Annotated in this window: 26 protein-coding genes; 12 read left to right on the forward strand and 14 right to left on the reverse strand. The window is 64.6% G+C overall.

The features are described from left to right. Position 1 precedes the first annotated feature (1 nt). The 4 genes from AB7F11_RS09920 to AB7F11_RS09935 form a co-directional block, all read right to left on the reverse strand. On the reverse strand, positions 2–463 hold the full coding sequence (locus AB7F11_RS09920) for a hypothetical protein (RefSeq protein WP_428299980.1): 462 nt from the start codon (positions 461–463) through the stop codon (positions 2–4). A gap of 41 nt (positions 464–504) precedes the next feature. Next, complete coding sequence (locus AB7F11_RS09925) at positions 505–1,626, reverse strand: AAA family ATPase (protein WP_428290724.1); 1,122 nt, start codon at positions 1,624–1,626, stop codon at positions 505–507. A gap of 82 nt (positions 1,627–1,708) precedes the next feature. Further along, positions 1,709–2,761: an RNA methyltransferase gene (locus tag AB7F11_RS09930; RefSeq protein WP_428299979.1), complete on the reverse strand. Its 1,053-nt coding sequence runs from the start codon at positions 2,759–2,761 to the stop codon at positions 1,709–1,711. Between the two features lie 12 nt (positions 2,762–2,773). Next, a complete protein-coding gene (locus AB7F11_RS09935) occupies positions 2,774–3,664 on the reverse strand; it encodes a LysR substrate-binding domain-containing protein (protein WP_428300738.1) in 891 nt (296 codons plus the stop codon). Positions 3,665–3,760: 96 nt separating this feature from the next. On the opposite strand from AB7F11_RS09935, the gene AB7F11_RS09940 reads away from it, so the two are divergent. From AB7F11_RS09940 to AB7F11_RS09955, 4 genes are all read left to right on the forward strand, one after another. Continuing rightward, positions 3,761–4,636: a pirin family protein gene (locus tag AB7F11_RS09940; protein WP_428290727.1), complete on the forward strand. Its 876-nt coding sequence runs from the start codon at positions 3,761–3,763 to the stop codon at positions 4,634–4,636. A gap of 13 nt (positions 4,637–4,649) precedes the next feature. Further along, on the forward strand, positions 4,650–5,519 hold the full coding sequence (locus AB7F11_RS09945) for a pirin family protein (protein ID WP_428290728.1): 870 nt from the start codon (positions 4,650–4,652) through the stop codon (positions 5,517–5,519). 68 nt (positions 5,520–5,587) lie between these two features. Beyond that, entirely contained in the window at positions 5,588–5,782 is a 195-nt protein-coding gene (locus AB7F11_RS09950) for an AbrB/MazE/SpoVT family DNA-binding domain-containing protein (RefSeq protein ID WP_428290729.1), read from the forward strand. Between the two features lie 36 nt (positions 5,783–5,818). After that, on the forward strand, positions 5,819–6,223 hold the full coding sequence (locus AB7F11_RS09955) for a type II toxin-antitoxin system VapC family toxin (protein WP_428290730.1): 405 nt from the start codon (positions 5,819–5,821) through the stop codon (positions 6,221–6,223). Here AB7F11_RS09955 and AB7F11_RS09960 read toward each other — a convergent pair. From AB7F11_RS09960 to AB7F11_RS09990, 7 genes are all read right to left on the reverse strand, one after another. After that, positions 6,218–6,685, reverse strand: a complete 468-nt coding sequence (locus AB7F11_RS09960) for a DUF1348 family protein (RefSeq protein WP_428290731.1) — start codon at positions 6,683–6,685, stop codon at positions 6,218–6,220. The two genes, AB7F11_RS09955 and AB7F11_RS09960, sit on opposite strands and share 6 nt — an antisense overlap. Before the next feature lie 75 nt (positions 6,686–6,760). Then, positions 6,761–7,204: a cyanase gene (gene cynS / locus AB7F11_RS09965; protein ID WP_428290732.1), complete on the reverse strand. Its 444-nt coding sequence runs from the start codon at positions 7,202–7,204 to the stop codon at positions 6,761–6,763. 55 nt (positions 7,205–7,259) lie between these two features. After that, positions 7,260–8,132: an ABC transporter ATP-binding protein gene (locus AB7F11_RS09970; protein ID WP_428290733.1), complete on the reverse strand. Its 873-nt coding sequence runs from the start codon at positions 8,130–8,132 to the stop codon at positions 7,260–7,262. Further along, positions 8,122–8,988 carry a nitrate ABC transporter permease gene (gene ntrB / locus AB7F11_RS09975; protein WP_428290734.1) on the reverse strand — a complete coding sequence of 289 codons (867 nt, stop codon included), beginning with the start codon at positions 8,986–8,988 and terminating at the stop codon, positions 8,122–8,124. Before ntrB ends, AB7F11_RS09970 begins: the two co-directional genes overlap by 11 nt. 2 nt (positions 8,989–8,990) lie before the next feature. Beyond that, positions 8,991–10,397, reverse strand: a complete 1,407-nt coding sequence (locus AB7F11_RS09980; RefSeq protein WP_428290735.1) for a CmpA/NrtA family ABC transporter substrate-binding protein — start codon at positions 10,395–10,397, stop codon at positions 8,991–8,993. Positions 10,398–10,543: 146 nt separating this feature from the next. Further along, positions 10,544–11,206, reverse strand: a complete 663-nt coding sequence (locus AB7F11_RS09985; protein ID WP_428290749.1) for a response regulator — start codon at positions 11,204–11,206, stop codon at positions 10,544–10,546. Positions 11,207–11,228: 22 nt separating this feature from the next. Next, entirely contained in the window at positions 11,229–12,431 is a 1,203-nt protein-coding gene (locus AB7F11_RS09990) for a PAS domain S-box protein (RefSeq protein WP_428290736.1), read from the reverse strand. Positions 12,432–12,526: 95 nt separating this feature from the next. On the opposite strand from AB7F11_RS09990, the gene AB7F11_RS09995 reads away from it, so the two are divergent. Continuing rightward, positions 12,527–13,123: a cyclic nucleotide-binding domain-containing protein gene (locus AB7F11_RS09995; protein WP_428290737.1), complete on the forward strand. Its 597-nt coding sequence runs from the start codon at positions 12,527–12,529 to the stop codon at positions 13,121–13,123. 88 nt (positions 13,124–13,211) lie between these two features. Here AB7F11_RS09995 and AB7F11_RS10000 read toward each other — a convergent pair whose 3' ends face one another. Together AB7F11_RS10000 and AB7F11_RS10005 are read right to left on the reverse strand one after the other, a co-directional pair. After that, positions 13,212–14,162, reverse strand: coding sequence for a TerC family protein (locus AB7F11_RS10000; RefSeq protein WP_428290738.1), 951 nt, complete (start codon positions 14,160–14,162; stop codon positions 13,212–13,214). 217 nt (positions 14,163–14,379) lie between these two features. Then, positions 14,380–15,426 carry a homocysteine S-methyltransferase family protein gene (locus AB7F11_RS10005; RefSeq protein WP_428290739.1) on the reverse strand — a complete coding sequence of 349 codons (1,047 nt, stop codon included), beginning with the start codon at positions 15,424–15,426 and terminating at the stop codon, positions 14,380–14,382. Between the two features lie 80 nt (positions 15,427–15,506). Between AB7F11_RS10005 and AB7F11_RS10010 the strand changes: the two genes are divergently transcribed. The 3 genes from AB7F11_RS10010 to AB7F11_RS10020 all read left to right on the forward strand — a co-directional run bounded on the left by AB7F11_RS10010 (position 15,507) and on the right by AB7F11_RS10020 (position 18,367). Continuing rightward, positions 15,507–15,926 carry a rhodanese-like domain-containing protein gene (locus tag AB7F11_RS10010; RefSeq protein WP_428290740.1) on the forward strand — a complete coding sequence of 140 codons (420 nt, stop codon included), beginning with the start codon at positions 15,507–15,509 and terminating at the stop codon, positions 15,924–15,926. A 4-nt stretch (positions 15,927–15,930) separates the two neighbouring features. After that, entirely contained in the window at positions 15,931–17,847 is a 1,917-nt protein-coding gene (gene recQ, locus AB7F11_RS10015; protein ID WP_428290741.1) for a DNA helicase RecQ, read from the forward strand. 175 nt (positions 17,848–18,022) lie between these two features. After that, the gene (locus tag AB7F11_RS10020) at positions 18,023–18,367 is read left to right on the forward strand and encodes a hypothetical protein (RefSeq protein ID WP_428290742.1); all 345 of its coding nucleotides are present in this window, start codon (positions 18,023–18,025) and stop codon (positions 18,365–18,367) included. Between the two features lie 108 nt (positions 18,368–18,475). Here the strand turns inward: AB7F11_RS10020 and AB7F11_RS10025 are convergent, their stop codons facing one another. Next, positions 18,476–20,743 (reverse strand): ATP-binding protein, encoded by a 2,268-nt coding sequence (locus AB7F11_RS10025; protein WP_428290750.1) that lies wholly within the window; start codon positions 20,741–20,743, stop codon positions 18,476–18,478. A 311-nt stretch (positions 20,744–21,054) separates the two neighbouring features. Between AB7F11_RS10025 and AB7F11_RS10030 the strand changes: the two genes are divergently transcribed. From AB7F11_RS10030 to AB7F11_RS10045, 4 genes are all read left to right on the forward strand, one after another. Beyond that, entirely contained in the window at positions 21,055–22,275 is a 1,221-nt protein-coding gene (locus AB7F11_RS10030; protein WP_428290743.1) for a threonine ammonia-lyase, read from the forward strand. 87 nt (positions 22,276–22,362) lie between these two features. Next, the gene (locus AB7F11_RS10035) at positions 22,363–23,823 is read left to right on the forward strand and encodes a mechanosensitive ion channel (RefSeq protein ID WP_428299978.1); all 1,461 of its coding nucleotides are present in this window, start codon (positions 22,363–22,365) and stop codon (positions 23,821–23,823) included. A 4-nt stretch (positions 23,824–23,827) separates the two neighbouring features. Beyond that, positions 23,828–24,235 (forward strand): PaaI family thioesterase, encoded by a 408-nt coding sequence (locus AB7F11_RS10040; RefSeq protein ID WP_428290745.1) that lies wholly within the window; start codon positions 23,828–23,830, stop codon positions 24,233–24,235. Between the two features lie 51 nt (positions 24,236–24,286). After that, the gene (locus AB7F11_RS10045) at positions 24,287–24,430 is read left to right on the forward strand and encodes a hypothetical protein (protein WP_428290746.1); all 144 of its coding nucleotides are present in this window, start codon (positions 24,287–24,289) and stop codon (positions 24,428–24,430) included. Positions 24,431–24,733: the final 303 nt, after the last annotated feature.

The raw sequence follows: 24,733 nt of genomic DNA on the forward strand, positions 1-24,733 counted from the left end.
TTCACAGTCTGAGCAAAGCCAAAAGTGTGGCGATGGCGGGGACGTGATGCTGAGCGTCTTCAAAGAACTTTGCGTCCGCCTCTCGCAGGTATTGATTGCTGTGAGCGGGTCGTCCAAAGAGCGAGAGAAACCGTTGCTTGAGCTGCTGCGTGGTGAAGCCTCCGGTGCTTTGTCCGAACGCCTGGAGCAGCAGTGCCTCGAGACACGGCTCGCATGGAAGCATTTGCACTCCTCCCTTGCGTGCATTCACTCGAACCTTCTCGGTCCATGCCGCGTCGGTGTCAAATAGCGCAACGACTTCGTCGTACTCTGCGTTTCGCGAATGTCGAATGGCAAAGCTCACCACATGCTGCGCGCCTTTGCCGCGCGCATTCTTGATGGTCACCGCCAACCCCGATCCACGAAGCACGAACAGCGCCTTCAAATGTCTCAAGAGGAGTTCTTCGGCGTCGCCCTCGCCCACCAATAAAATGGTCCGAGCAACTTTGCGCTGATCTCCCTTCCTCACAATTGCGGCACCGCGCCGTAGGCACCAGCCATGTACTTTGCATACAGGTTGTCATCGCTACGGATGCCCTGCGTACTGTCCAACCGCCAGCTGCTGCTCTGGTTGTCTTCGTCCTTCTCGACCAGCGTTACCTGGGACTTGTGAAGAATATTCAGAACCTCCATGGCGTGGCAGGTCAACAGCAGTTGACCGCCGCGCGGATTGGTGACGGGACTCGCGAACAGATCCAGAATGGGTTCCAGCATTTGAGGATGTAGATCGTTCTCGAACTCGTCGATCACGGCCAAGCCACCGGTGGCCAGGACCGGGAGAAGTCGAGACAGCAACACCAATGCGCCTTGAGTACCACTGGATTCCAGCGCAAAAGGCAGTTCGAATAAGGCCTTGCCCGCTGCCCGATGGATGCCAAATGGCAACCAGAACTTGTTGGTCTCGCCATCCGGTTGCACGGTCTCCACTTCGCGAATCTGCACATCGCTCAAGCCCAGATCCCACGCAGACAACAGGTGCACAAGTTGTTGCCGCTGGGTCTCTTCGGAGGCGAAATGCGTGGCGGCCTGGATCAATTGGCCGGCGTCGTTCACGATGCGGCCGTGCTGATGGATGTTGCTCCATATCTGGCTACCCGCCAGACGCCGCGCAAGTGGCACGCCGTACTGTGCAGCGGTGGCTATCAACGATGCATTCGGACGAACCTTGAGCGCTTCTGAGGGTTTGAGGCCGAAACCCTGTTGCTTGATGTCATAGGTCTGGGTCGAATCGTTCCACTCTCGCACGAACACGTAGTTCATGCGCACGTTTCGCACATAGAGCGCTTCGTGCAGTACGCGCAGCCGGGTGGTGCGCAGTGTGTAACGCATGAGGCGACCGTCCACGTCCAATTCCGCCTCGAATTCAGAGGGTTCATTCGGCGCTGCCGCATGGGATTGAAAGGGAAGTGCAGCCCCTGGCTCGGCACTGAAGGAATGGCTTACGAACCAGTGCATGAACAAGATGGGTTTGAGCAAGGCCGTCTTGCCACTGGCGTTAGGACCAATGACTGCCATCACACGGCTCACTCGCTCGCCCGAGTTGACCTGATCCGACCAAACCGCAGCAGGCACCGTGCGATCCAGCAACCACGAAACTTCTGTGCGGTCGCGAAAAGATTGAAAGTTTGAGAATGCGTAACGGTGCAACATAGCCAGATTAAATCACAAATCAAACAAAACTTTGTTTGATTTGTGATTTATCCAACCACTTGACCGTGCTTAGTGGCCGTTCCGCCCGCGCCCGAAGCTGCCCACACCCGCCCTCCACGTCCTGCCCCGCCGACTGCCGCAGCTTGGTGAGGATGCCTCTGCGGTGCAGGCGGCGCGCCATGTCGGCGGCCTGTTCCCAGCTTGGGCGCTTGAAGGGCAGCTCTTCCACGGTGTTGTAGGGGATCAGGTTGAGGATCGCGTACTTGCCGTGCAGCAGACGCACGATGCCCTCGATCTCGTCGTCGCCATCGTTGATGCCCTCGAGCAAGGTCCACTGGTACTGGATGGGATAGGCGGTGGCGCGTGCATAGGCCTCGCCGGCGTCCACCAGCGCTTCGGGCGTGATGCGCGGCGCGCGCGGCAGCAGTTGTTCTCGCAGGTCGGGCTTGGTGGTGTGCAGCGAGAGCGCCAGCGCGGGCTTCACACGGCCTTGCGGCAGCGCCTCGAACACGCGCGGGTCGCCCACGGTGGAGAACACCAGGTTCTTGTGGCCGATGTTGCCCACGGTGCCGAGCAGGTCGATGGCTTCCATCACGTTGTCCAGGTTGTGCGCGGGCTCGCCCATGCCCATGAACACCACCTTCTTCACCGGGCGCCGCGTGCGCGCCAGCGCCACCTGCGCCACGATCTCGGCGCTGCCGACCTGGCGGATCAGCCCGGTGGTGCCGGTCATGCAGAACACACACCCCACGGCACACCCCACCTGTGTGGACACGCACAGGCCGTCGCGCGGCAGCAGCACGCTCTCCACCGCCTGGCCGTCGGGCAGGGCCACGAGCAGGCGGGCGGAGCCGTCTTCCCCGGGGTGTTCGGACACCAGCTTGGCCAGGCCGGCAAGCTCTTCGCTCAATGCAGGCAAGGCAGCCACCAGGGTCGACGGCAGGAAGCTCCCGATCTCGCGCCGGCCGGCGTCCTGTGGCAACGCCTGCGACCACAGGCGCAGCACGCGCTGCTCGTGGCGGGGGTTGGCGCCGAGTGCGCGCAGGCGCTGGCGGAGATGTTCGATGCGCATGGGAAACGAAGCTTACCGCTCGAAAAGGGCAGACAGTGCAGGCCCCGCTTCATCCATGAAGTGCCGCAGCTTGGCCGGCACATAACGCTGGCTGGGGTAGACGAGGTGAATGGGGTCGGTGCGCGCGCACCAGCCGGGCAGCAGCGGCACCAGGTGACCGTGGTCCACCTCGCGGCGGCACACGTAGTCGGGCAGCAGGGCCACGCCTTGTGCGTTGAGTGCGAGCTGGCGGATCAGGCGCATGTCGTTGGCGGCGAAAGCGCTCTGCAGCGGCACATTGACGCTGGTCTTGCCGCGCATCAGCGTCCAGCTCTCGCGGCCGAGCGGGCTGAAGCACAGCGCGGCGTGTTGCGCAAGGTCTTTGGGCTGGCGCAACGCGGGCGCGCGCTCCAGGTAGTCAGGATGCGCAAAGGGCGCCCATCGCGCTTGCCCGATCTGCCGCGCCACCAGACTGGAATCGGCCAGTTCACCCGCGCGCAGTGCCACGTCCAGGCCCTGTTCCACGAGGTCGAGCCGCGCATCGGAGAACACCAGTTCCACCGACACGCCCGGGTGCCGCGCGCGGTACCCGCTCAGGATGTCCAGCAACTGTTCGTCGCCCATGTCGATGGGCAGCGTGATGCGCAGCAGGCCTTGTGCCTCGTGCCGGCCGGCGTCGATCTGCGCTTCGGCTTGCGCAATCTCTTCCAGGCCACGCGCAGCGTGTAGCAGATACGCCTGCCCGGCTTCGGTGAGGTTCAGGCGGCGTGTGGTGCGCTGGAGCAGCGTGACGCCCAGGCGCTGTTCCAGCCGAGAGACGCGCACGCTCAGCGTGGACACCGGCATGCCCATGAGCCGCGCAGCGGCACTGAAGCTACCCGCTTGTGCCACGCGCACGAAAACCAGGGTGTCGTTCAAGTCCACGATTGTTCATTTCATTGAAAAATGATTTGTGATCTTACCGACTTATCACGGGAACACAGGGCCGGTACAGTGCTCTTTCAATCAGGAGTACACCCCATGAAAACCGTTTCCTTCATCCAACGCAATGCCGGCGGCCACTGGGTCGGTGACGGCTTTCCGGTGCGCAGCATGTTTTCGTACAACGACCGGCCCGAGCGCTTCTCGCCCTTCCTCATGCTCGACTACGGCGGCCCGACGCGCTTCGAGCCGACCACCAAGCAGCGCGGCGTGGGCCAGCACCCGCACCGCGGATTCGAGACCGTGACCATCGTCTACGACGGCGAGGTCTCGCACCGCGATTCCAGCGGCGGCGGCGGCACCATCGGCCCCGGTGAAGTGCAGTGGATGACCGCAGCGGCCGGCATCGTGCATGAGGAATACCACGGCGAGCGTTTCGCGAAAGAAGGTGGCCCCTTCGAGATGGTGCAGCTCTGGGTGAACCTGCCGGCGCGCGACAAGATGGCCGCGCCGGGCTACCAGGGCATCACGCGCGAGCAGATTCCGCAGGTGGAGTTGGCCGACGGTGCCGGTGTGGCCCGCATCATCGCGGGCGAACTGAACGGCGCCAAGGGCCCGGCCCACACCTTCACGCCCATGCAGGTCTGGGACCTGCGCCTGAAGGCCGGCCACACCGTGACACTGCCCGCTACCGAAGGCCACACCACAGCGCCGCTGGTGCTGCGCGGTCGCCTGCGCCTGGCCGACGGCCAGGAGGTGGGCGCGGCGCAGATGCCGGTGTTCTCACGCGAGGGGGAGGACGTGCGCTTCGAGGTGCTGGAAGACGCCACCGTGCTGTGGCTCACCGGCGAGCCGATCGACGAGCCGGTGGTGGGATATGGTCCGTTCGTGATGAACACGGAGGCCGAGATCCACCAGGCCTTCGCCGATTTCCAGAGTGGCAAGATGGGCCGCATTGCCGCCACGACGGCCTGAACAGGAGAACCGCATGCTGGAGATGGTGATCACCGCCCGCGAAGCCGACCTGGGCCACGGCCTCAAAGTGCGCCGTGTGCTGCCGTACGCAAAACGCCGCATGGTCGGCCCGTGGATCTTCGTCGACCACGCCGGGCCGGTGACGCTGGCACCGGAAGACATCAAGGGTGCCGACGTGCGGCCGCACCCGCACATCGGCCTGTCGACCGTGAGCTACCTGCTCAGCGGCCAGGTGATGCACCGCGACAGCCTGGGCGTGAAGCAATCCATCGTGCCGGGCGACGTGAACTGGATGACCGCCGGACGCGGCATCTCGCACTCCGAACGCTTCAGCCACCCCGAGTCGTTCGAGGGTGGTGGGCTGGAACTGATGCAGCTCTGGGTGGCGCTGCCCGAAGCCGACGAAGAGACCGAGCCGGCTTTCACCCACTACCCGGCTCGCGACCTGCCGGTGAGCGAGGCCGACGGCGTGTGGATGCGCCTGATTGCCGGCGAAGCCTACGGCATGACCAGCCCGGTCAAGACGCACTCGACGCTGTTCTACCTGCACACCGAATGGCGAGCAGGCGCCAGCAAGGCACTGCCTGGCGGCCACAAAGAACAGGCGGTGTACGTGGCCCGCGGCGAGATCGAACACGCGGGGCAGACCTATGAACCCGGCCAGTTGCTGGTGTTCGGCGACGACGCGGATGCCGTGATCACTGCGCGCGAGAAGAGCACGCTGATGATCTTTGGCGGCGAGCCACTCGGCGAGCGCCACGTGTTCTGGAACTTCGTATCCTCGCGCAAGGAGCGCATCGAGCAGGCCAAGGCCGACTGGCAAGCCGGCCGCATTCCGCTGCCGCCGGGGGATGACGACGAGTGGATTCCGCTGCCGGGGTAGTCGAGTCGGCCGTCGATCAGCACGGGTATGTTCTTACCTTCTCAAGATTGATGCACCGGAAATAAGACGTGGCCGCCGCCGCCACCCTTTCCAGCAAGTTCCAGATATCCATTCCCAAGGCCGTTCGGTACGAACTGCATTGGGAAGCAGGACAAGAGTTCGTGTTCATCCCCAAAGACAAGGGTGTCCTGGTGATGCCCGTGCCCGAGCGCAAGCAACTCGCCGGCATCGCCAAAGTCGCGAGCACGGGCGGGGTACCGTGACCGCAAAGACCGCTGCTGACGGCGGCGCCCTTGCGTGTGATCGACACCTCGGCCTGGATCGAATGGTTGATCGGTTCAACGGTCGGCAAGAAACTTTCGAAGGAAATTCCGGAGAAGGACTTGTGCGTCGTGCCGACCATCGTGCAGCTGGAACTGTCCAGGTGGTTGTGGCGCGAACTCGGTGAGTCGCAGGCGGATCAAGTCATTGCCTACACCATGAAGTGCCACGTGACACCACTTGACACCGCGACGGCGCTGCTGGCCGCCGAGTTGCATCGCCAGCACAAGCTGGCCACGGCAGACGCCATCGTGTATGCAACGGCGGTACAGCAGGGCGCCGAGCTGCTCGCCTGCGACGCACACTACAAGGGATTGCCTGGCGTGGTCCTGTGTCCGAAAACGCCATCGCATGGATGGCGTGACGCCGTCACCACCCTATAAACCCAGCGCGCTCAAGCCCGCATGATCATCTGGCCGGCGCCCCAGCGGCCAATGGAACAGCCGCTCGCGCTCATGAATGGGCCGGTCATTGATGCTGGCGTGGCGCTGCTCCATGTAGCCGAGTTCATTGAACTGCCAGTTCTCGTTGCCGTGCGAGCGAAACCACTGGCCCGAGTCGTCGTGCCATTCGTAGACGAAGCGCACGGCGATGCGGTTCGCCTCGAATGCCCAGAGCTCCTTGATGAGCCGGTAATCCAGCTCTTTCGCCCACTTGCGCACCAGGAAGGCATGCACCTGGTCACGGCCCACCGGGAACTCGGCGCGGTTGCGCCAGCGCGTGTCTTCGGTGTAGACCTTCACCACACGATCGGGGTCGCGCGAATTCCACGCGTCCTCGGCCATGCGCACCTTCTGCGCGGCGGTCTCGGCGGTGAAGGGTGGCAGCGGCGGGCGCGGCTCCATGGACAAGACTTTCTGAAAAGATTCACCGCATGCCGCGTCCCCGTCCAGGGGGGACGCGCGCAGCGCGGCGGGGGGTCAATACTGTTTGTAGGGGAGAAATTTGCCCGACATCACGATGTTCACGCGATCGCCATTCGGGTCCGCCTGGCGCTGCATGTCCATCTTGAAGTCGATCGCGCTCATGATGCCGTCGCCGAACTCTTCGTGAATGAGTTCTTTGAAGGTGGTGCCGTAGACGCTGACCAGTTCGTAGAAGCGGTAGATCAGCGGGTCGGTGGGCACCGTGGTGGGCAATGAACCCTTGTACGGCACGACCTGCAGCCACTTCTGCTCGTCGGTGGTCAGGCCAAAGAGCTTGCCCAGCACCTTGGCCTGCGTGGGCGTGGCGGTCATCTGGCCCAGGCACAGCGCGGTGGTCCATTCCTTGGACTGGCCCACTTTTTTTGCCACGTCGGCCCAGCTGAGGCCCTTGGTGACTTTGGTGGAGATGATTTTTTCGGTGACGTCGAGTCGGCTCATGGTTGCCTCGTTGCGTGTTGAAGAAGGTGAAGGTGAAGGTGAAGGTGAAAGACGGTCAGTGGGCTTTTGCCCTGCTGACCAGGAAATCGACAATGTGGTTGCGAAGCTCGTAGTAGCCATCGAGGTGGTGCAGCTGCGCACGCGTGCGCTGACGCGGCAGCGGATTCACCACCACCTCGGCCATGCCGCCGGGCGCGTAGCCGTTCGGGCCCTCGTTGCCGTTGCTCATGAGCAGGATGCGATCGGCCAGCAGGATCGCTTCGTCCACATCGTGCGTGATCATGAAGACGGTCTGGTGTGTCTCGCCCACGATGCCCATCAGCTCGTCCTGAATGGTGCCGCGCGTGAGTGCATCCAGCGCGCCGAAGGGCTCGTCGAGCAGCAGCATCTTGGGCTGGATGGCGAACGCGCGCGCAATGCCCACGCGCTGCTTCATGCCGCCGGAGAGCTGGCTTGGTTTCTTGTCGATGGCCGGGGAGAGGCCCACGAGCGCCACGAATTTTTCGACGTGCTGGTTCACCTCTGCACGGCCCCAGTCGGGCCAGCGCGACTTGACCGCAAACGCAATGTTCTGCCGCACTGTGAGCCAGGGCATGAGCGCGTGGCTCTGGAATACCACGCCGCGTTCAAGGCTGGGCCCGCTGATCTCGCGGCCGTCCATGAAACAGTGGCCGGATGTGGCGGTGTCCAGGCCAGCGAGCACGTTGAGGATGGTCGTCTTGCCGCAGCCGCTGTGGCCGATGATGCAGACGAACTCGCCCCTGTCGATGGCGAACGACACGTCGGCGAACACGGGTTTGTCGGCCTGGTACGCCTTGGCGAGTTTTTCCACTTGCAGGAAACCGGTCATCTTGGTTGCTTTCGTAGGGGCCGGTGCGAGGACTTCTGGAAAGGCGGCGCCTTCGCGCACGCTGGATTCACTCCACATAGGTCACCACCTTCTGGAGCTGGGCAAACATGAGGTCGAGCAGCATGCCGACCACGCCAATGACCAGCACGGCGAAGATCACGTTGGTGAGCGAAAGGTTGTTCCACTCGTTCCACACGAAATAGCCGATGCCGGTGCCCCCGACCAGCATCTCCGCGGCCACGATCACCAGCCAGGCGATGCCCATGCTGATGCGCATGCCAGTGAGGATGGTGGGCGCCGCCGCCGGCAGGATCACCTGGAAAGCCTTGCGGATGGGGTTCACCTCCAGCGTGCTCGCCACGTTGAGCCATTCGCGCTTGACCGACGCCACGCCAAACGCGGTGTTGATCAGCATGGGCCAGATCGAGCAGATGAAGATGACGAAGATGCCGCTCACATCCGAGTCCTTCAGCGTGTAGAGTGCCAGCGGCATCCAGGCCAGCGGGCTGATGGGTTTGAGCACCTGGACGAAGGGATCGAATGCCTTGCGCATCAGCGGCGACATGCCGATGAGGAAGCCCAGCGGAATCGCCACGGCCATGGCGAGCAGATACCCAGCGGCGACGCGCGCCAGCGAATGCCCGAGCTGGATGCCGATGCCCTTGTCGTTCGGGCCCTTGTCGTAGAACGGGTCGGACAGATGCACCCAGCTGGCCTTGGCAACCTCCAGGGGTGGGGGGAAACCGGCACTTTTTTCAGCCCCGGGATCCTTGCCCATCATCTTCGCGTACTCGATTTCCTCGGCGGTCATCCCGCTGGATGCACCGCCGACCGACAGGCCCGTGCTCGCCAGTTGCCAGATGCCGATGAAGCAGGCCAGCAAAAAGAGCGACACGACTGCTGCACGCAGGTTGAGTGTGGCGACTTGCTTCATGGTCACGCCGCTTTGCTGATCGCAAAGCTCTTTGCGTAGGCGGCGGCCTTGGTCGGATCGAACTCTTTGCCCATGATCATGTGCTTGGTGTAGCCGGAGCCTGCGCTCGCGGACTGCCCGAGTTCCTTCATGTGCTTGCGCGCATCGGTGATGAGGAACACCTTCTCGGCAATCTGCTGGTAGTTCACGTCACCCTTCACGTAGCCCCAGCGCTGCATCTGCGTGAGCATCCAGACCGCCATGCTCTGCCAGGGCATCGGATCAAAGTCGGCGCGGTCAGGCACGTTCTGGATCTTGCCCAGCCCGTCGGCGTACTTGCCGGTGAGCACCTGTTGCACCACCACCTCAGGCTGGTTGAGGTACTGGCTGGGGGCGATCACCTTGGCGATGAGTTCACGGTTCTTGGGCTGGCGTGCCATTGCGGCGGCGGTGAGCACCGCACGGTACAGGGCCGCAAAGGTGTTGGGGTTCTTCTGAATGAATTCGGTGGTGGTGCCGAAGGCGCAGCAGGGATGGCCGTTCCACAGGTCCTTGGTGAGGGTGTGCAGGTAGCCCACCTCCTCGTACACCGCGCGCTGGTTGAACGGATCGGGGCCCAGAAAACCGTCGATGTTGCCCGCGCGCAGGTTGGCCACCATCTCTGGTGGCGCGATCACGCGCAACTGCACGTCGGTGTCCGGGTTCACGCCGTGCTCGGCCAGGAAGTAGCGCAGCAGGAAGTTGTGCATCGAGTAGTCGAACGGGATGCCGAACTTGAAGCCCTTCCAGTTCTTCGGGTCGCGGTTGTCCTTGTGGCGCATCGACATCGTGATGGCCTGGCCGTTGATGTTCTGGATCGTGGCCACGTTGGTCGGAATGGCGTTGGAGCCCAGTCCCATGCTCATGGCCAGCGGCATGGGCGAGAGGAAGTGCGAGGCGTCGTATTCCTTGTTGATCACCTTGTCGCGCACCAGGGCCCAGCCTGCCGTCTTGGTGACTTCCACATTGAGACCCTGTTTGCTGTAGAAGCCCAGCGGGTGGGCCATGATCAGTGGCGTGGCGCAGGTGATGGGGATGAAGCCGATCTTGAGGTTGGTCTTCTCCAGCGCGCCCTTGTCCTGTGCCATGGCCTGCATGGTGCCCACGGGCAGCACGCTGGCGATGGCCGCCATCGCAGTGCCTTTACCGACCGCCCGCAGGAAGCGGCGACGAACCTCGTCTTGCGGGAACAGTGCCTTGACCAGGGTCGCCTCGATGAATTCGTTGCTGTAGGCCTCGAAATCGGCGGTCTCGCTGCGCCGGCGCAATTCCACCGCCGCGCTGTCTGCTGCCACTTCGGCGTGGAGGTCGGCCACGGTGTGGTCACGCCCGCAACTGCACTTCATCATGAGCGGACGGTCGGCGTTGTAGGGATCAAAGAATTCGGACATGGCACACCTCGTGAGTTGAAGACGGGGTGGCATTTGCAAGCAACGGGCCAGAACCCATGCCAGCAAGACTTTTGGGCGCACGCTTGCCGAAATTCGCCGAGCGCCTGACGACGCGGTGTAGGGCCAGCCCTACAAACAGCCGTGTTTCAGCCCGCGTTGGGCGTGCGCGCGTGGCGCTCGGCGTACAGCGCGAGCTCCACGTCGTTCTTGGCGCCGGTCTTTTCCAGGATGCGCGCTCGGTAGGTGCTCACCGTATTCGGCGCCAGGCCCAGCTGTGCACCAATCTCGCTCACGGTGCGGCCCTGGGTCAACAGCCGGTAGACCTGGTACTCGCGGTGCGAGAGCGATTCAGGCCCGGCCTGCGCACCGGTGCTGCCCACCGCCGCCGCCAGCGCCTCAGCGGTGGCCTGGCTCACGAAAACTGCGCCCCCAGCGGCCTTGCGAACGGCGGCCAGCATGTCGTCGGGGTCGGCGCTCTTGTTCAGGTAGCCGCAAGCTCCCAGGCGAATGCAGCGAACTGCGTACTGTTTTTCCGGATAGGTGCTGAGCATGAGGACCGGCAGGCGCGGATGCTCGCGCTTGATGGCCTGCAGCACGTCCAGTCCGTCCAGACCAGGCATGGCGATGTCAAGCAGCACCAGGTCCAGGCCTTCCTTGCCACGCAGCGCCCGCACGTGCGCCAGCACCTCCTCGCCAGTCTGCGCTTCAGCCACCACCTGCACGTCGGGCGCGTCCGCCAGGATCTGCTTGAGCCCCTCGCGCACGATGCGGTGGTCGTCGCCGATCAGCACGCGGATGGTTTCGGTCAACAGGTCGAAAGAGGTGTTCACGTCATGTCTCCGCCGTCAGCGCGACCGTGAGGCACATTCGCGTGCCCCGTCCTGGTGCGCTGTCGATTTGAATGTCGCCGCCGAAATGGCGCGCCCGTTCGCGCATGCCCATCACGCCGTAGGCGTCGGCGGCTTCAAATGCCTGCGCCGGCGCACCCACGCCATTGTCCTGCACGGTCAGGCGCAACACGGTCGCCTGCACGACGATGTCCACCCCCAGCCGGTCGGCACGCGCATGACGACCGACGTTGCTGAGCATTTCCTGGAAGATGCGAAACACCGCCATGGCCAACGGTTCGGGCGGATCGGCGGCGTCGCCCGCGTCCATGCACCAATCCAGGGCCATCTCGGCCGACTGCACGAATTCCTGCGCCTGCCATTCCAGCGCTGCCCACAGGCCCTGATGGTCGAGGATGCTGGGTCGCAGGTCGGTGATGATGCGACCCACGTTGTCCACCGCGTTCTCGATCAGGCGGCTCATGTTCTGGCATTTGCAGCGCATGCGGTCGCGCATGTCGTGTGCGGCCTCGGCGGTTCGCTGTTCCTGCTCTGCCAGGCGCTTGTCCATCCAGTTCACGTCCATTTTCAGCGCCACCAGCAGGCTGCCCAGTTCGTCGTGTACCTCCCGGGCGATGCGGGTGCGCTCGTCCTCGCGCACGGTCTCCGACCACGCCGCCAGTTCGCGCACTTGCTTCAACGCCGTTTCCAGCGCCAGCGTGCGCTCGCGCACCCGCTCCTCCAGCTGGTCTTTGGCGCGCTGCAGCGCATCCGCTGCCCGCTTGCGTTCGGTGATGTCCACGAAAGTCACCACCGCGCCGCGCACCTGTCCCTCATCGACGATGGGGTGGCTGGAGTACTCGACCGGAAACGACGTGCCGTCGCGGCGCCAGAACACCTCGCTGTCGATCCGGCACGGCAGGCCCTGGCGGAAGGCATTGAAAATCGGACAGTCCTCCACCGGGTAGTGCTCGCCGCCCGCGTGCGAATGGTGGGTGAGTTCGTGCATGTTGCGGCCCAGCAATTCGTCGGGCACGAAGCCGATCATGCGGGCGCCAGCGTGGTTGATGAACACGCACAGGCCGTCCAGATCCACGCCGAACACCCCTTCACCCGTGGACGCCAGCAGGAGGCCCAGTGGATCGCGCCACGCGTCGGTGGGTGGCGCCTCCGGGCGGCTGACGATGGCGGAAGATTCGAGTGGCATGGCACAACCCCCCAAGCAACGGATGTGCCAAAGCGGTGCGCCCGACCTGACCGACGACAATCGCGGCTGTTGAACCGTTCTTTGCATTCCCGCCCATGGCCCTGATCCAGCGACTGTTCCGTTCGCGCCTGAGTCCTTCGGGGGTGCGGCGCTCGCGCGTGAAAGGCTCGCCTACCGCCTTGCGGGCGGCGCAACTGCTGTGCTCGCCCAAGGCGCTGGTGCAGCTCAGCGAGGCCGAGGCCCTCACGGCCATGGGCTTCATGGAACTGCGGCGCTACGCCGAGGGCGAAGCCATCATCCGCCAGGGTGCCAGCGGTGGCACCGGTGACGACGGCTTCATGGCGCTGGTGGTCGACGGCGAAGTCACTGTGGAGGCCGACGTGGTCAGCCGCCTGGACAAGCTGACCGTGAACGTGCTCGGGCCGGGTGGCCTCCTGGGCGAGATGTCGCTCATGGACGGTGCCGCCCGCTCGGCCACCTGCACCGCCAGCACCGCCGTGCAATGCGCCGTGCTCAACCGCGAATCGCTCGAAGCCCTGATCGCCGAGGAACCCACCACCGCCGCCAAGCTGCTCAGCGCCGTGGCCCAGCGCCTGAGCGCGCGCCTGCGGCAGAACGACATCAAGCTGCAGCTCTACAGCCAGCTCGTCTTCTCCATGCAGAAGGAAATCGACCGGCTGATTCCGGACTGAGTCGCTGCCGGGCCGCCCCAAGGCGAATCAGCCACCTCGGGGGGCAGCGACCCGCGCAGCGGCGGAGCGTGGGGGCTGACCTGTTCCTTCAAGTGTTCGGTGCGGTCTTGCTGCTCCAGAGCATGGTGATGGCGAGGATGGTGAAAACCACCCCCAGCGACACCGCCACCGGAATCTTGTAGATGTCGATCAACAGCATCTTGCCGCCGATGAAGACCAGGATCACCGCCAGACCGTAGTTGAGCAAGTGAAAGCGCCCGGCTGCGGCCTGCAGCAGGAAGAACATGGCGCGCAGACCCAGGATGGCGAACACGTTGCTGGTGAGCACGATGAAGGGGTCCTGCGTGATGGCAAAGATGGCCGGGATGGAGTCCACCGCGAAGATCACATCGGTCAGTCCCACGAGGCAGATCACCATGAAAAGCGGCGTGGCAAGGCGTTTGCCGTTCTCGACCGTGAAGAACTTTTCGCCGTCGAAGCCCTTGCTCACGGGAATCAGTTGGCGCAGCAGTTTCAGTGCAGGGTTGTCATCCAGGCCCGCTTCCTTGCCCGCCGCCCACCACATCTTGACGCCGGTCAGCACCAGGAAAGCACCGAACACATACAGCACCCAATGGAACTCCGAGATCAACCAGGCGCCCATCAGAATCATCACGGTGCGCAACACGATGGCGCCCACGATGCCGATCATGAGCACGCGCTTCTGGAACTCGGCCGGGACCGCGAAGTAGGTGAAGATCAACAAGAACACGAAGATGTTGTCCACCGCCAGGCTCTTCTCGATGAGGTAGCCGGTGAGAAACTCCAGCGATTTTTCGTTCGCCAGCGCGCTCGACCCGGTGGTGTCCTTCACGGCCCACCAGAACAGCGCGTTGAAAACAAAGCTCAAGGCCACCCAGACAAGCGACCAGTTCAGCGCCTCCTTCACGCCCACGGCGTGAGAGCCCTGCTTTTTGAGCACGACGAAATCGACAAACAGGGCCGCGACGACGAACACGACGAAGACGACCCACAGCCAAACGGGGGCAATGCTTTCCATGAAAAACCTCGGGTTGGTGTTGAACAAACACCCCAAGGTCTTGCCACCACCGCGCAAGGATGCGCGGCTGGGGGTTTCCGGCGGCCGTCAGGCTGCGTATTGACGAAAACCCCATTTGCCGAGGCCCGGCATGGCGCCGGGTGGCGAACTGACTACTCCCCTTGAAGGGAACGCCGATTCTGCGCGAGGCCGATTGACCCCGCGCGTTCTCGGGAATTCAGGCCGCTTCCTTGTAGAAGAAGTCCTTGCGCAGCCCGCGCGGCGCGAGCGGGTTCACGCTGTCGTGAATGGCTGCGATGTGCTCGGGCGTGGTGCCGCAGCAGCCACCCACGATGTTGACCAGTCCTTCGGCAGCGAACTCGCGCAGCAGGCGGCTGGTGACCTCGGGCGTCTCGTCGAACCCGGTGTCGCTCATGGGGTTGGGCAGTCCGGCATTGGGGTAGCAGCTGATGAAGGTGTCGCCCGCGACCTTGGACAGCTCCTGGATGTACGGCCGCATGAGCGCGGCACCCAGGGCACAGTTCAGGCCCACGGCCAGGGGCTGCAGGTGGCGCACGCTGGCCCAGAACGCGCTCACCGTCTGGCCGCTGAGGATGCGGCCGGAGGCGTCGGTCACCGTGCCGCTGATGATGAGGGGCAGGCGCTGGCCAGACCGTTCGAAGAATTCGTCGATGGCGAACAGCGCCGCTTTGGCATTGAGCGTGTCGAAGATGGTCTCGACCAGCAGCACGTCAGCGCCGCCCTCGACCAGCGCCTCCACCTGTTCCAGGTAGGCGGCTCGCAGCTGTTCGAAGGTGACGTTGCGAGCGCCGGCGTCGTTCACATCTGGGCTGATGCTGGCGGTCTTGGGTGTGGGGCCGAGGGCTCCGGCCACGAAACGGGGTCGCTCGGGCGTGCTGAACTTGTCGCAGGCGGCCCGCGCAATGCGGGCGGAGGCCAGGTTCATCTCGCGCGCCAGATGGCCCATCTCGTAGTCGTCCTGCGCAATGGTGGTGGCACCAAAGGTGTTGGTCTCGATGAGATCGGCACCGGCGGCCAGGTAGCCTTCGTGAATGTCTCGGATGACGTCCGGGCGCGTGAGGCTCAGCAGTTCGTTGTTGCCCTTGACGTCCTTGTGGAAGTCCTTGAACCGCTCACCGCGGTACTGCGCCTCGTCCAGCTTGAATCGCTGGATCATGGTGCCCATGGCGCCGTCGAGGACGGCGATGCGTTGCTGGAGGATGGCGGGCAGCGCCTGGGCGCGGGTGTAGGCTGGGGCGTTCATGGCTGGATTGTATGAAGCACCCCGTCGATCCCGGGCGGGTCCGCACGGGCAGCCCTGTGAATTCCCCGACAATACCGGGCATGAAACACCTCACGCCCCAGCAGGCCTGGGCCTGGCTGCAGGCCGAGCGCGAACAGCGCGTCGCGCGCGGCGAGGAGCCTCCACTGTTCGTGGACGTGCGCATGGAGATCGAATCGCTGTACGTGGGTCGCCCGCCCGGCGTGGAGAACATTCCCTGGTACGAATACCCTGACCTCACGCCCGACCCGACGCGTTTTGCGCAAGCCGTGGCCGAAGAAGCGGGCGGCAAGGACCGCCCGGTGCTGCTGATCTGCCGAAGCGGCAAGCGCACGCTGGACGCAGGCAAGGCGCTGGAGGCCGCGGGTTTCACCGACGTGGCCCACGTGGTGCATGGCTTCGAGGGCGAACTCAACGAGGACTTCAAGCGCTCCAGCCTCAATGGCTGGCGCTTCGACGGTCTGCCCTGGGAACAGATGTAGCCCGATGCAGGAAGACACCATCGACATCGCCCCGGCGGGCGAACTGCTGGAGGCCAGCCTGGGCGTGCTGCACGAGGTGTTCGGCTACGACGCCTTCCGCGGCCCGCAGGCCGATATCGTCACCCACGTGGGCGCAGGCGGTGACGCCCTGGTGCTGATGCCCACGGGTGGGGGCAAGTCGCTGTGCTACCAGGTGCCGGCCATCGTGCGCGAGCGCGCCGGGCAGGGACTCACGGTGGTGGTCTCACCTCTGATCGCGCTCATGCACGACCAGGTCGGTGCATTGATCGAGGCAGGCGTGGCGGCCGCTTTCCTCAACTCCAGTTTGTCCAGCGAAGACGCGCAGAAGGTCGAAAAGCAGATGCTTCGCGGTGAGCTCACGCTGCTGTACGCTGCGCCCGAACGCCTGACCACGCCGCGCTTCCTGGCGCTGCTGGACTCGCTGCACGAGCGCGGCAAACTCGGCCTCTTCGCCATCGACGAGGCGCATTGCGTGAGCCAGTGGGGACACGACTTCCGCCCGGAGTACCGCGCACTGGTGGTGCTCCATGAGCGCTATGCGGGCGTGCCGCGCGTGGCCCTCACGGCCACCGCAGACGACCTCACCCGCGCCGACATCGTCGAGCGTCTGCAACTGCAGCAGGCGCGAACCTTCATCAGCAGCTTCGACCGGCCCAACATCCGTTACCAGCTGGTGGAAAAGAAGGACGCCACCACGCAGCTGCTGCGCTTCATCCGCGACGAACACACCGGTGCCGACGGCCACGACGCCGGCATCGTCTACTGCCAGTCGCGCCGGCGAGTGGAGGAGGTGGCCGCGCTGCTTTGCGAAGCCGGACTGGACGCACTGCCTTATCACGCGGGATTGGACGGCGCGGTGCGGCAACGCCACCAGGACCGCTTCCTGCGCGAGGAGGGCCTGATCATGGTGGCCACGATCGCCTTTGGCATGGGCATTGACAAGCCCGATGTGCGCTTCGTCGCCCACCTGGACATGCCCAAGAACATCGAAGGCTATTACCAGGAGACCGGCCGCGCCGGCCGCGACGGCGAACCGGCCAACGCCTGGATGGCCTACGGCCTGCAGGACGTGGTGAACCAGCGCCGCATGATCGACGAAAGCCCGGCGGCGGACGAGTTCAAACAGGTGCTGCGCGGCAAGCTCGACGCCCTGCTGGGGCTGGCTGAAGCCAGCGACTGCCGGCGCGTGCGCCTGCTGAAGTATTTTGGCGAAGACAGCCAGCCCTGCGGCAATTGCGACAACTGCCTGCATCCGCCCGAGCTGCACGACGCCACCGAATCCGCGCGAAAACTCCTCTCGTGCATCTACCGTGTGCAACAGGCCAGCGGCACCGCCTTCGGCGCCGGCCACATCATGGACATCCTGCGCGGCAAGTCGACCGAGAAAATGGCCCAGTACGGACACGACAAGCTCTCCACCTTCGGCATCGGCGCCGACTGGTCAGAGACCCAGTGGCGCGCCCTGTTGCGCCAGCTCATCGCCCGCGAGGCGGTGCAGGTCCATGATGCGCCCTACAACACCCTGCACCTGGCCGATGGTGCTCGCGACATCCTCAAGGGGCAATGCCAGGTGTGGTTGCGCACCCTGGCCGACAAGGCACCGGGCGCGGCGCGTGGCAGCCGCCAGCGCGCAGCGCGCGCTACCGCCAGGAGCGCCGACGGCCAGCCACTCAGCCTGGCCCAGCGCGACTGCCTGGAAGCCCTCAAAACCTGGCGTGCCAGCGTGGCGCGGGAGCACAACCTGCCGGCGTTCGTGATCTTTCACGACGCCACGCTGCGTGCGATTGCCACGCGTCTGCCCCGCAGCCTGTCCGATCTGGACGGCATTTCCGGCATTGGCCAGAAAAAACGCGAGGCTTACGGCACCGAGGTGGTGCGTGTGGTGAGTGCTTTTGGTTGATGCGACAACGGAGCAGACTCCCCCTTTGTTCACCATCGGGTGACAGCGTTTGCCGCCCATCGGGCGGCCTCGCTTAAGGACGTTTTTCACGCTCAAGCGCGCCGTTCGTCTGTCGATGAATGGAAGGTAGCCGGGAGGTTCTTCAGCTCCCGGACATCAGACAACGGAGCGCTTCATGTTTTTCAGGTTGCCATGGTTTGGCAAAACCCGACAGGTCCACGACCAGGACACCCAGGTACTGGAGCTCGACTTTCTGGTGGACGAGTTTCACGAGGCCATGGCCGACATCAAGGATCCGCTTCGCACGCGCATCCACGCGGCGCTCATGTCTTGCGAAACGCCGAAGGACCTGTGGTTCCTGCGCGGCAAGCTGTTCAACCTGATTTCCAAACACCACTGCGAAAGCGTGGCCAACACCCGCGTGTCTCGTCTGGACCAGAAACTTCGCTTCTTTGTGTCCAACCATCCGGACTACTCGCCAGAAGAGCTGCCAAGCGGTCCCATGGCGCTGCTTCATTGAACCCCCCGCACCGCGCTTTCAGCGCGTCACCCCCCAAGGGGCAATGCCTGCGGCCCGGCAAAGCCGGTTCCGCGGCATTCTTGACGAAGACACTTCACTCCTCGCGTCTCAAGTAAAGCCCATGTTGCGGGCTTCACGCACTTCCGGCTTGATGCGGTGCTCGGCTTCGAGCTGGGCGATGAATTCCTCGGGCTCCAGAGCCTCCGCGAGGATCTCCACCTGCCGCTTCACGGCGGCGAAATCGCCAGGGCAAAGCTGATCGAGCTTCGCAAGGCGCGTGGCCAGTGAAGACTCCAGCCGCGACGCATCACCGCCGAGCGCTTCCACCACGAACATCGTTTCCCGCTGTGTCGCCGTGAGCGGCTTGAAGCGGATCTTGAAGGTGAATCGCCGCAGCGCCGCCTGGTCGATGCTGTCCATCAGGTTCGTGGTGCAGACGAAGATGCCGGCGAAGCGTTCCATGCCCTGCAGCATCTCGTTGACTTCCGTCACTTCGTAGGTGCGCTGCGCGCCGCGCCGGTCCTGCAAGAAGCTGTCGGCCTCGTCGAGCAGAAGCACCGCCTTTTCGGCTTCGGCCTCGCGGAACATCGCCGCCATCTGTTGCTCGGTCTCGCCCACGAACTTGCTCACCAGGTCGCTGGCGCGCCGGATCATGAGCGGGCGTTCGAGTTGCTGCGCCAGGTGCTCGGCCAAAGCCGTCTTGCCGGTGCCGGGCGCGCCGTGGAAGCACAGACAACCGTGCCCTCGCGCCTTGAGCGCGGCGATGATGCGCGGCAGCTCGTGGCGCGACTCGACGTTGAGCATGTCCAGGCTGTACTGCGTGGGGCTGGGGCGCTGCACCAGATCGGGCTTGCGCCCCAAGGCGAGGTCGGCGTTCTTGAGCTGGCGCTCGATCAGGGCGTCGAGCACTGGCGCGGGCGCGTCGACCGCTTTGCTGCGGCGCCGTGTGGCAGGCCGGGCCGGACTGGCGGCGAGCTGGGCAAAGCGCAAGGCGGTGCGGATCTGGGCAGGCGTGAGGCCCTTGCGCTCGGTGAGGCGCGCCACCAGCGCATCCGATACGGGCGCGTCTTCCAGCGTCTTGCGCACCAGTTGCTCGCGCGCACCGGGCGGCGGGCTCTTGAGTTCAAGGTGGTAGGCGAAGCGGCGGCGGAACGCGGGGTCGATCTGCTCAATGCGGTTGGTTACCCAGAGCGTGGGCACGGCGTTGGTTTCCAGGATCTGGTTGACCCAGGCTTTGCCGCTCACGCTGCTGGTGTGGGACGCAGCCACGTGCTCGGCGCGTGCCATGATCTGGGCGGCTTCGCTGGAGATGGGCGGGAACACGTCCTCCACCTCGTCGAACAACAGCGCCGAATGCGCGGTGCCCTTCAGAAACACCTGGGCGATCTGCAGGGAGCGGTAGCGGTCGCGGCCGGAAAGCGCGTTGCCATCGCGGTCTGCGTATTCCACCTCGAACAGCTCCAGCCCGGCCGCCTGCGCCACCACGCGCGCCAGCTCGGTCTTGCCGGTACCCGGCGGGCCATAGAGCAGCACGTTCACGCCCGGCTCCTTGCGCGCCACCGCTTCGCGCAGCAACCCGCAGAGCAGGCGAACGTCTTCGCCCACGTAGTCGAAATCCTTTTCATTCAGGGAAGAGCGTGCCGCCGGGCGCGTGAACACGGCCATGAGCTCGCTCTGCGTGCGGTACTCGCGCATGAGCACTGGCGGCAGTTTCTCGCTCACCTTCATGAGGTCGGCCAGGTCGGTGATGTTGTGCTCGGAGATGAGGTTCTCCACCATGCCGATGCGCTCCAGCCGCGAGCCGGCACGCAAGGCCTCGCCGACCTCGCTGGCTTTCACACCCGCCACATCGGCAATGGCCGCGTAGGCCTCGGGCGCGTTGTTGACCTTGAACTCCACCAGGATCGAGCGCAGGTCGCGCTGGTAGCGCGCCAGGGTGCCATAGAGCAGCAGCGCGCGCTCGGCCCGGTTGAGCTGCAGCAGGCCGGCCAGGGCGTCGATATTTTTCTCCACCAGGGTGGACTGCTTCTTGAGCGTCTGGCTGAGCCACTCGCCAGTGACGGCCAGCACCGACAGCAGGTCTTTGGGCGATTCCTTGGCGTATTCATCCAGGTAAAAGAACAGCGTGCCTTCTTCGTAGGGGCCGCGCCACACGCCATAGCGTTCCATGAAGGCGTTGGTGGCCAGGCGGTCGTGCCCCAGCCAGAGTTCGTTGTCCTTGCAGCGGCGCTCCAGGAATTCGCGCAGGCGCGAGAGCACGGTGTGCGGCCAGACCAGGTGACGGCCGGCAAGCGACAGCAGGGTATTGAGGTCGCGCCGCACGTTGAATCGCGGCCCCTGGCGTGCGGCCAGGGTGAGGACGAAATGCGAGCACATGAGATCGAGCACCGGGGCCTGACGCAGGCCGTGCGGCACGAACACGCGGCCTTCGCCCGCGAAGGCCGAGCGCCCCTCTCGCGCGTCGTGCACGGAGCGGGTCGCAGCGGCCGGTGGCGGCAACGATCGCTTGTTCATACAGACACCTCCAAGACATCCTTTCCAGCGACACCATGCCGTGCCCGGGCTGGCAGTCGGTGGGACCATAACCCAGCTTGATCAATCATGGAAGTGACTGATGATGCGTGTTTGATGAATCTGTAGGGCTTTACGAAGGCACCGGGCGTCCGGTGCGCGTTCACAATCGCGCCATGCAGCCACCAACGGACACCCAAGTGCAACGAAGCGATATTGAAGCGGCAGCCGACCGCCTGGCGGGTCAGATTCTGGACACGCCTTGTGTGGAATCCCGCACACTCTCTCAGCTCACCGGCTGCCAGGTTTTCCTCAAATTCGAAAACCTCCAGTACACCGCCTCGTTCAAGGAACGCGGCGCCTGCAACAAACTCGCGCAGCTCGACGCCGACGAACGGGCTCGCGGTGTGATCGCCATGAGCGCAGGCAACCACGCACAAGGTGTGGCCTACCACGCCCAAAGGCTGGGTCTGCGGGCGGTGATCGTCATGCCGCGTTTCACACCGGGCGTCAAGGTGGAGCGCACGCGTGGCTTCGGCGCCGAGGTCGTGCTGCACGGCGACACCCTTGAAGCAGCGCGCACCCACGCGCGCGAGCTGGCCGAGCGGCAAGGCCTGGTATTCGTGCACCCCTACGACGACGCCGCCATCGTGGCCGGCCAGGGCACCGTGGCGCTGGAGATGCTGCGCGCCCAACCCGACCTGGACACGCTGGTGGTGGCGGTGGGCGGCGGTGGTCTGATCTCCGGCATGGCAACGGCGGCCAAGGCGATCCGCCCGGGTATCGAGGTGGTGGGCGTGCAGACGGAGCGCTTTCCCGCCATGTACAACGCCATCAAGGGTACGCACCTGGCGCAGGGCAGCAGCACCATCGCCGAGGGCATTGCGGTGGGCACCCCGGGCGAGATCACGCAGGCGATCATCCGCAGACTGGTCGACGACATGGTGCTGGTCGATGAAGGCGACATCGAACAGGCCATCGTGATGTTGCTGGAGATCGAAAAGACGCTGGTGGAAGGCGCTGGCGCCGCCGGCCTCGCCGCGTTGCTCAAGCACCCCAGGCGTTTTGCTGGCAAGCGCGTGGGCCTGGTGCTGTGCGGCGGCAACATCGACCCGATGCTGCTGGCTTCCATCATCGAACGCGGCATGGTGCGAGCCGGACGGCTGGCGCGCATTCAGGTGAACGCGCGCGATGTGCCGGGCAACCTGGCGCGCATCACCGCCACCGTGGCCGACGCGGGCGCCAACATCGACGAAGTGCACCACCAGCGCGCGTTCACCCTGCTGGCGGCGCAGAACGTCGCCATCGAACTGGTGCTGCAGACGCGCGGGCGCGAGCATGTGGGACAGGTGATCGAGCGCCTGCGGGAAGCGGGCTTTGAGGCATCGCTGCTCTGAAGCTCCGTTCGCCATCCATCGGGTTGACGCGCCGCGCCGCGCTCTGACATCATGACCCTTTTGCAACCACACCAAGGAGGCCGCACCATGAATACCAATGCCCTGTGGGATTCGCTGCAAAGCGCACTCGGCACCCACATACCGCAGTTGCTCGGTGCGCTGGCCATCTTCATCCTTGGCTGGTTGATTGCGGTGCTGGTGCGCGCAGCAACACGCAAGACGCTGGGCTTCATTGGCGTGAACCACCGCTTCGGAAAACTCACCGGCACGGGCGTGGACATCGAGGGCGCGGTGGCACTGGCGCTGTTCTGGCTGGTCATTCTTCTCACCCTGGTGGCGGTGTTCAATTCGTTGAACCTGGCACTGGTCTCCGGCCCGTTCTCGGCCTTCACCACACAGCTGTTTGAATACGCGCCGCGTCTGCTGGGTGGCCTGGTGCTCGCGCTGGTGGGCTGGCTCGTGGCGAGCGTGGTGCGCGCCGTCTCGCAAAAGCTGCTGGACAAGACCACGCTGGATGAAAAGCTCTCAGAGCACGCAAACATGGCGCCCATCGGCGAGAGTCTCTCGGGCGCGCTGTTCTGGCTGGTGATCCTGCTCTTCGTGCCCGCCATCCTGGGCGCGCTCCAGCTCGAAGGCCTGCTCGAACCCTTGCGCGCCATGGTCACCAAAGCCCTGGACATGCTGCCCAACGCGGTGGCTGCATTGATCATTGGTGGCGTCGGCTGGATCCTGGCCACCGTGCTGCGCAACCTCACCACCCACCTGAGCCACACGGCCGGTGTGGACAAGCTCGTCAGTCGCGCCGGGCTGGCCGAGTCGGTTCGACTCTCTCGCGTGATCGGGCTGCTCGTCTTTGTGGCGGTCTTCCTGCCCTCGCTCATTGCCGCGCTGGACGCGCTCCGGGTCGAGGCCATCTCGCGGCCCGCCACCGACATGCTGCACACCCTGATGCAAGCCGTGCCCAATCTCATTGCCGCGACGCTCATCCTGGTGATCACCTGGCTGGTCGCTTCGTTCGCCAGCCAGTTGCTGGCCACGTTGCTGGCCGCACTGGGCTTCGACGCCCTGCCCGCGCGCATCCAGATGGCGCACGCTTTCGAGCGCACCAGCGCTTCCGCCGTGGTCGGGCGCGTCGCGCTGTTCTTCGCCATGCTGTTCGCCACCGTGGAGGCGGCCTCGCAGCTTGGCTTCTCGCAGGTCAGCGACATCGTGGCCAGCTTCATCCGCTTCGGCGGCGACATCCTGCTCGGTTCGGCGATCCTGGTGATCGGGTTCTGGCTGGCCAACGTGGCCTACGAGGCCATCGACCGCGCCAGCGGCGCCGGCACCAAAGGCCTGGCGCGCATCGGCCGCTACGCCATCCTCGCGCTGGTGATCGCCATGGGCCTGCGGGCCATGGGCATCGCCGACGACATCGTCAACCTGGCCTTCGGGCTCACCCTCGGGGCGGTGGCCGTGGCGGTGGCGCTGTCCTTTGGGCTCGGCGGGCGCGAAGCAGCCGGCAAGCTGATGGACCACTGGCTGGCCCGATTCCGGCGCGGCGAGTGAGCGAATGACCAGCGTTGATTCCCTCCAGGGGCTGCTGGCCGACTGGTTTGCCCCCTGGATCCAGGCCTTGGGCCTGCAAGTCGAGTCGTTCGCCGAGGGGGAGGTGACCCTTCGCCTGCCCCGCAACGACCAGCTGTCGCGCGTCGGCGGCATGTTGTGTGGTCAGGCCATGATGTCAGCGGCAGACACCGCCATGGTGCTGGCCATCGTCACCCAGCTTGGCGCGGAACGGCCCATGACCACGGTGCAGCTCAACACCAGCTTCCTCAAGCCGCTCTCTGGCCAGGACGCGCGCATCACCGCGCGCGTGGTGCGTGCGGGCAAGAGCCTGGTGTTCGGCGAGATCGACATCTGTGGCGCGAACGATGGCAAGAGCGTGTGCCGGGCGAGCACGACCTACGCCTTGCTGTGAATCAGTTCCCTTAAAATCCCGGAAGTTTTGAAACCACCGACGGAGCGCACGATGTCTCACCACGACCACCACAACCCCAGCGACCAGCCCCAGGATCTGGTGGAGTCCATCGTTCCCTACATGCCCGTCGTGCTGCCCGTGGCCGGTGCGGTGCTGATGTTTCTGCTGGCCTTCATCGCCATCTACATGGCCTGAACACTACGCCGCGGCGCTGTCGCGCCAGGGCCGGACTCCCGACAGGGTTTCCGGCCTTTTTCATGCTCGGGCGGCACGCCCAACCGTCCGTCGAGCGCGCAAACCGTTTAATGCATCACGTTATGCGGGTTTTGCATGTAACGGGTTCGTAACCGTCCGGGCACTTTCATAAAATTGACCCATTGGCCGACACGCCGATCAAGATCCGGGTTCACCAACCCGGGTTTTTGTCTCTTCCGCTGCATGCGCCACCCGCACCGCAGCCAGGCGCCGACCGCAGAATTTTGCCCCGGGATTTCCGAG

Source organism: Hydrogenophaga sp., assembly GCF_050250835.1.
Classification (GTDB): Bacteria; Pseudomonadota; Gammaproteobacteria; order Burkholderiales; family Burkholderiaceae_C; genus Hydrogenophaga.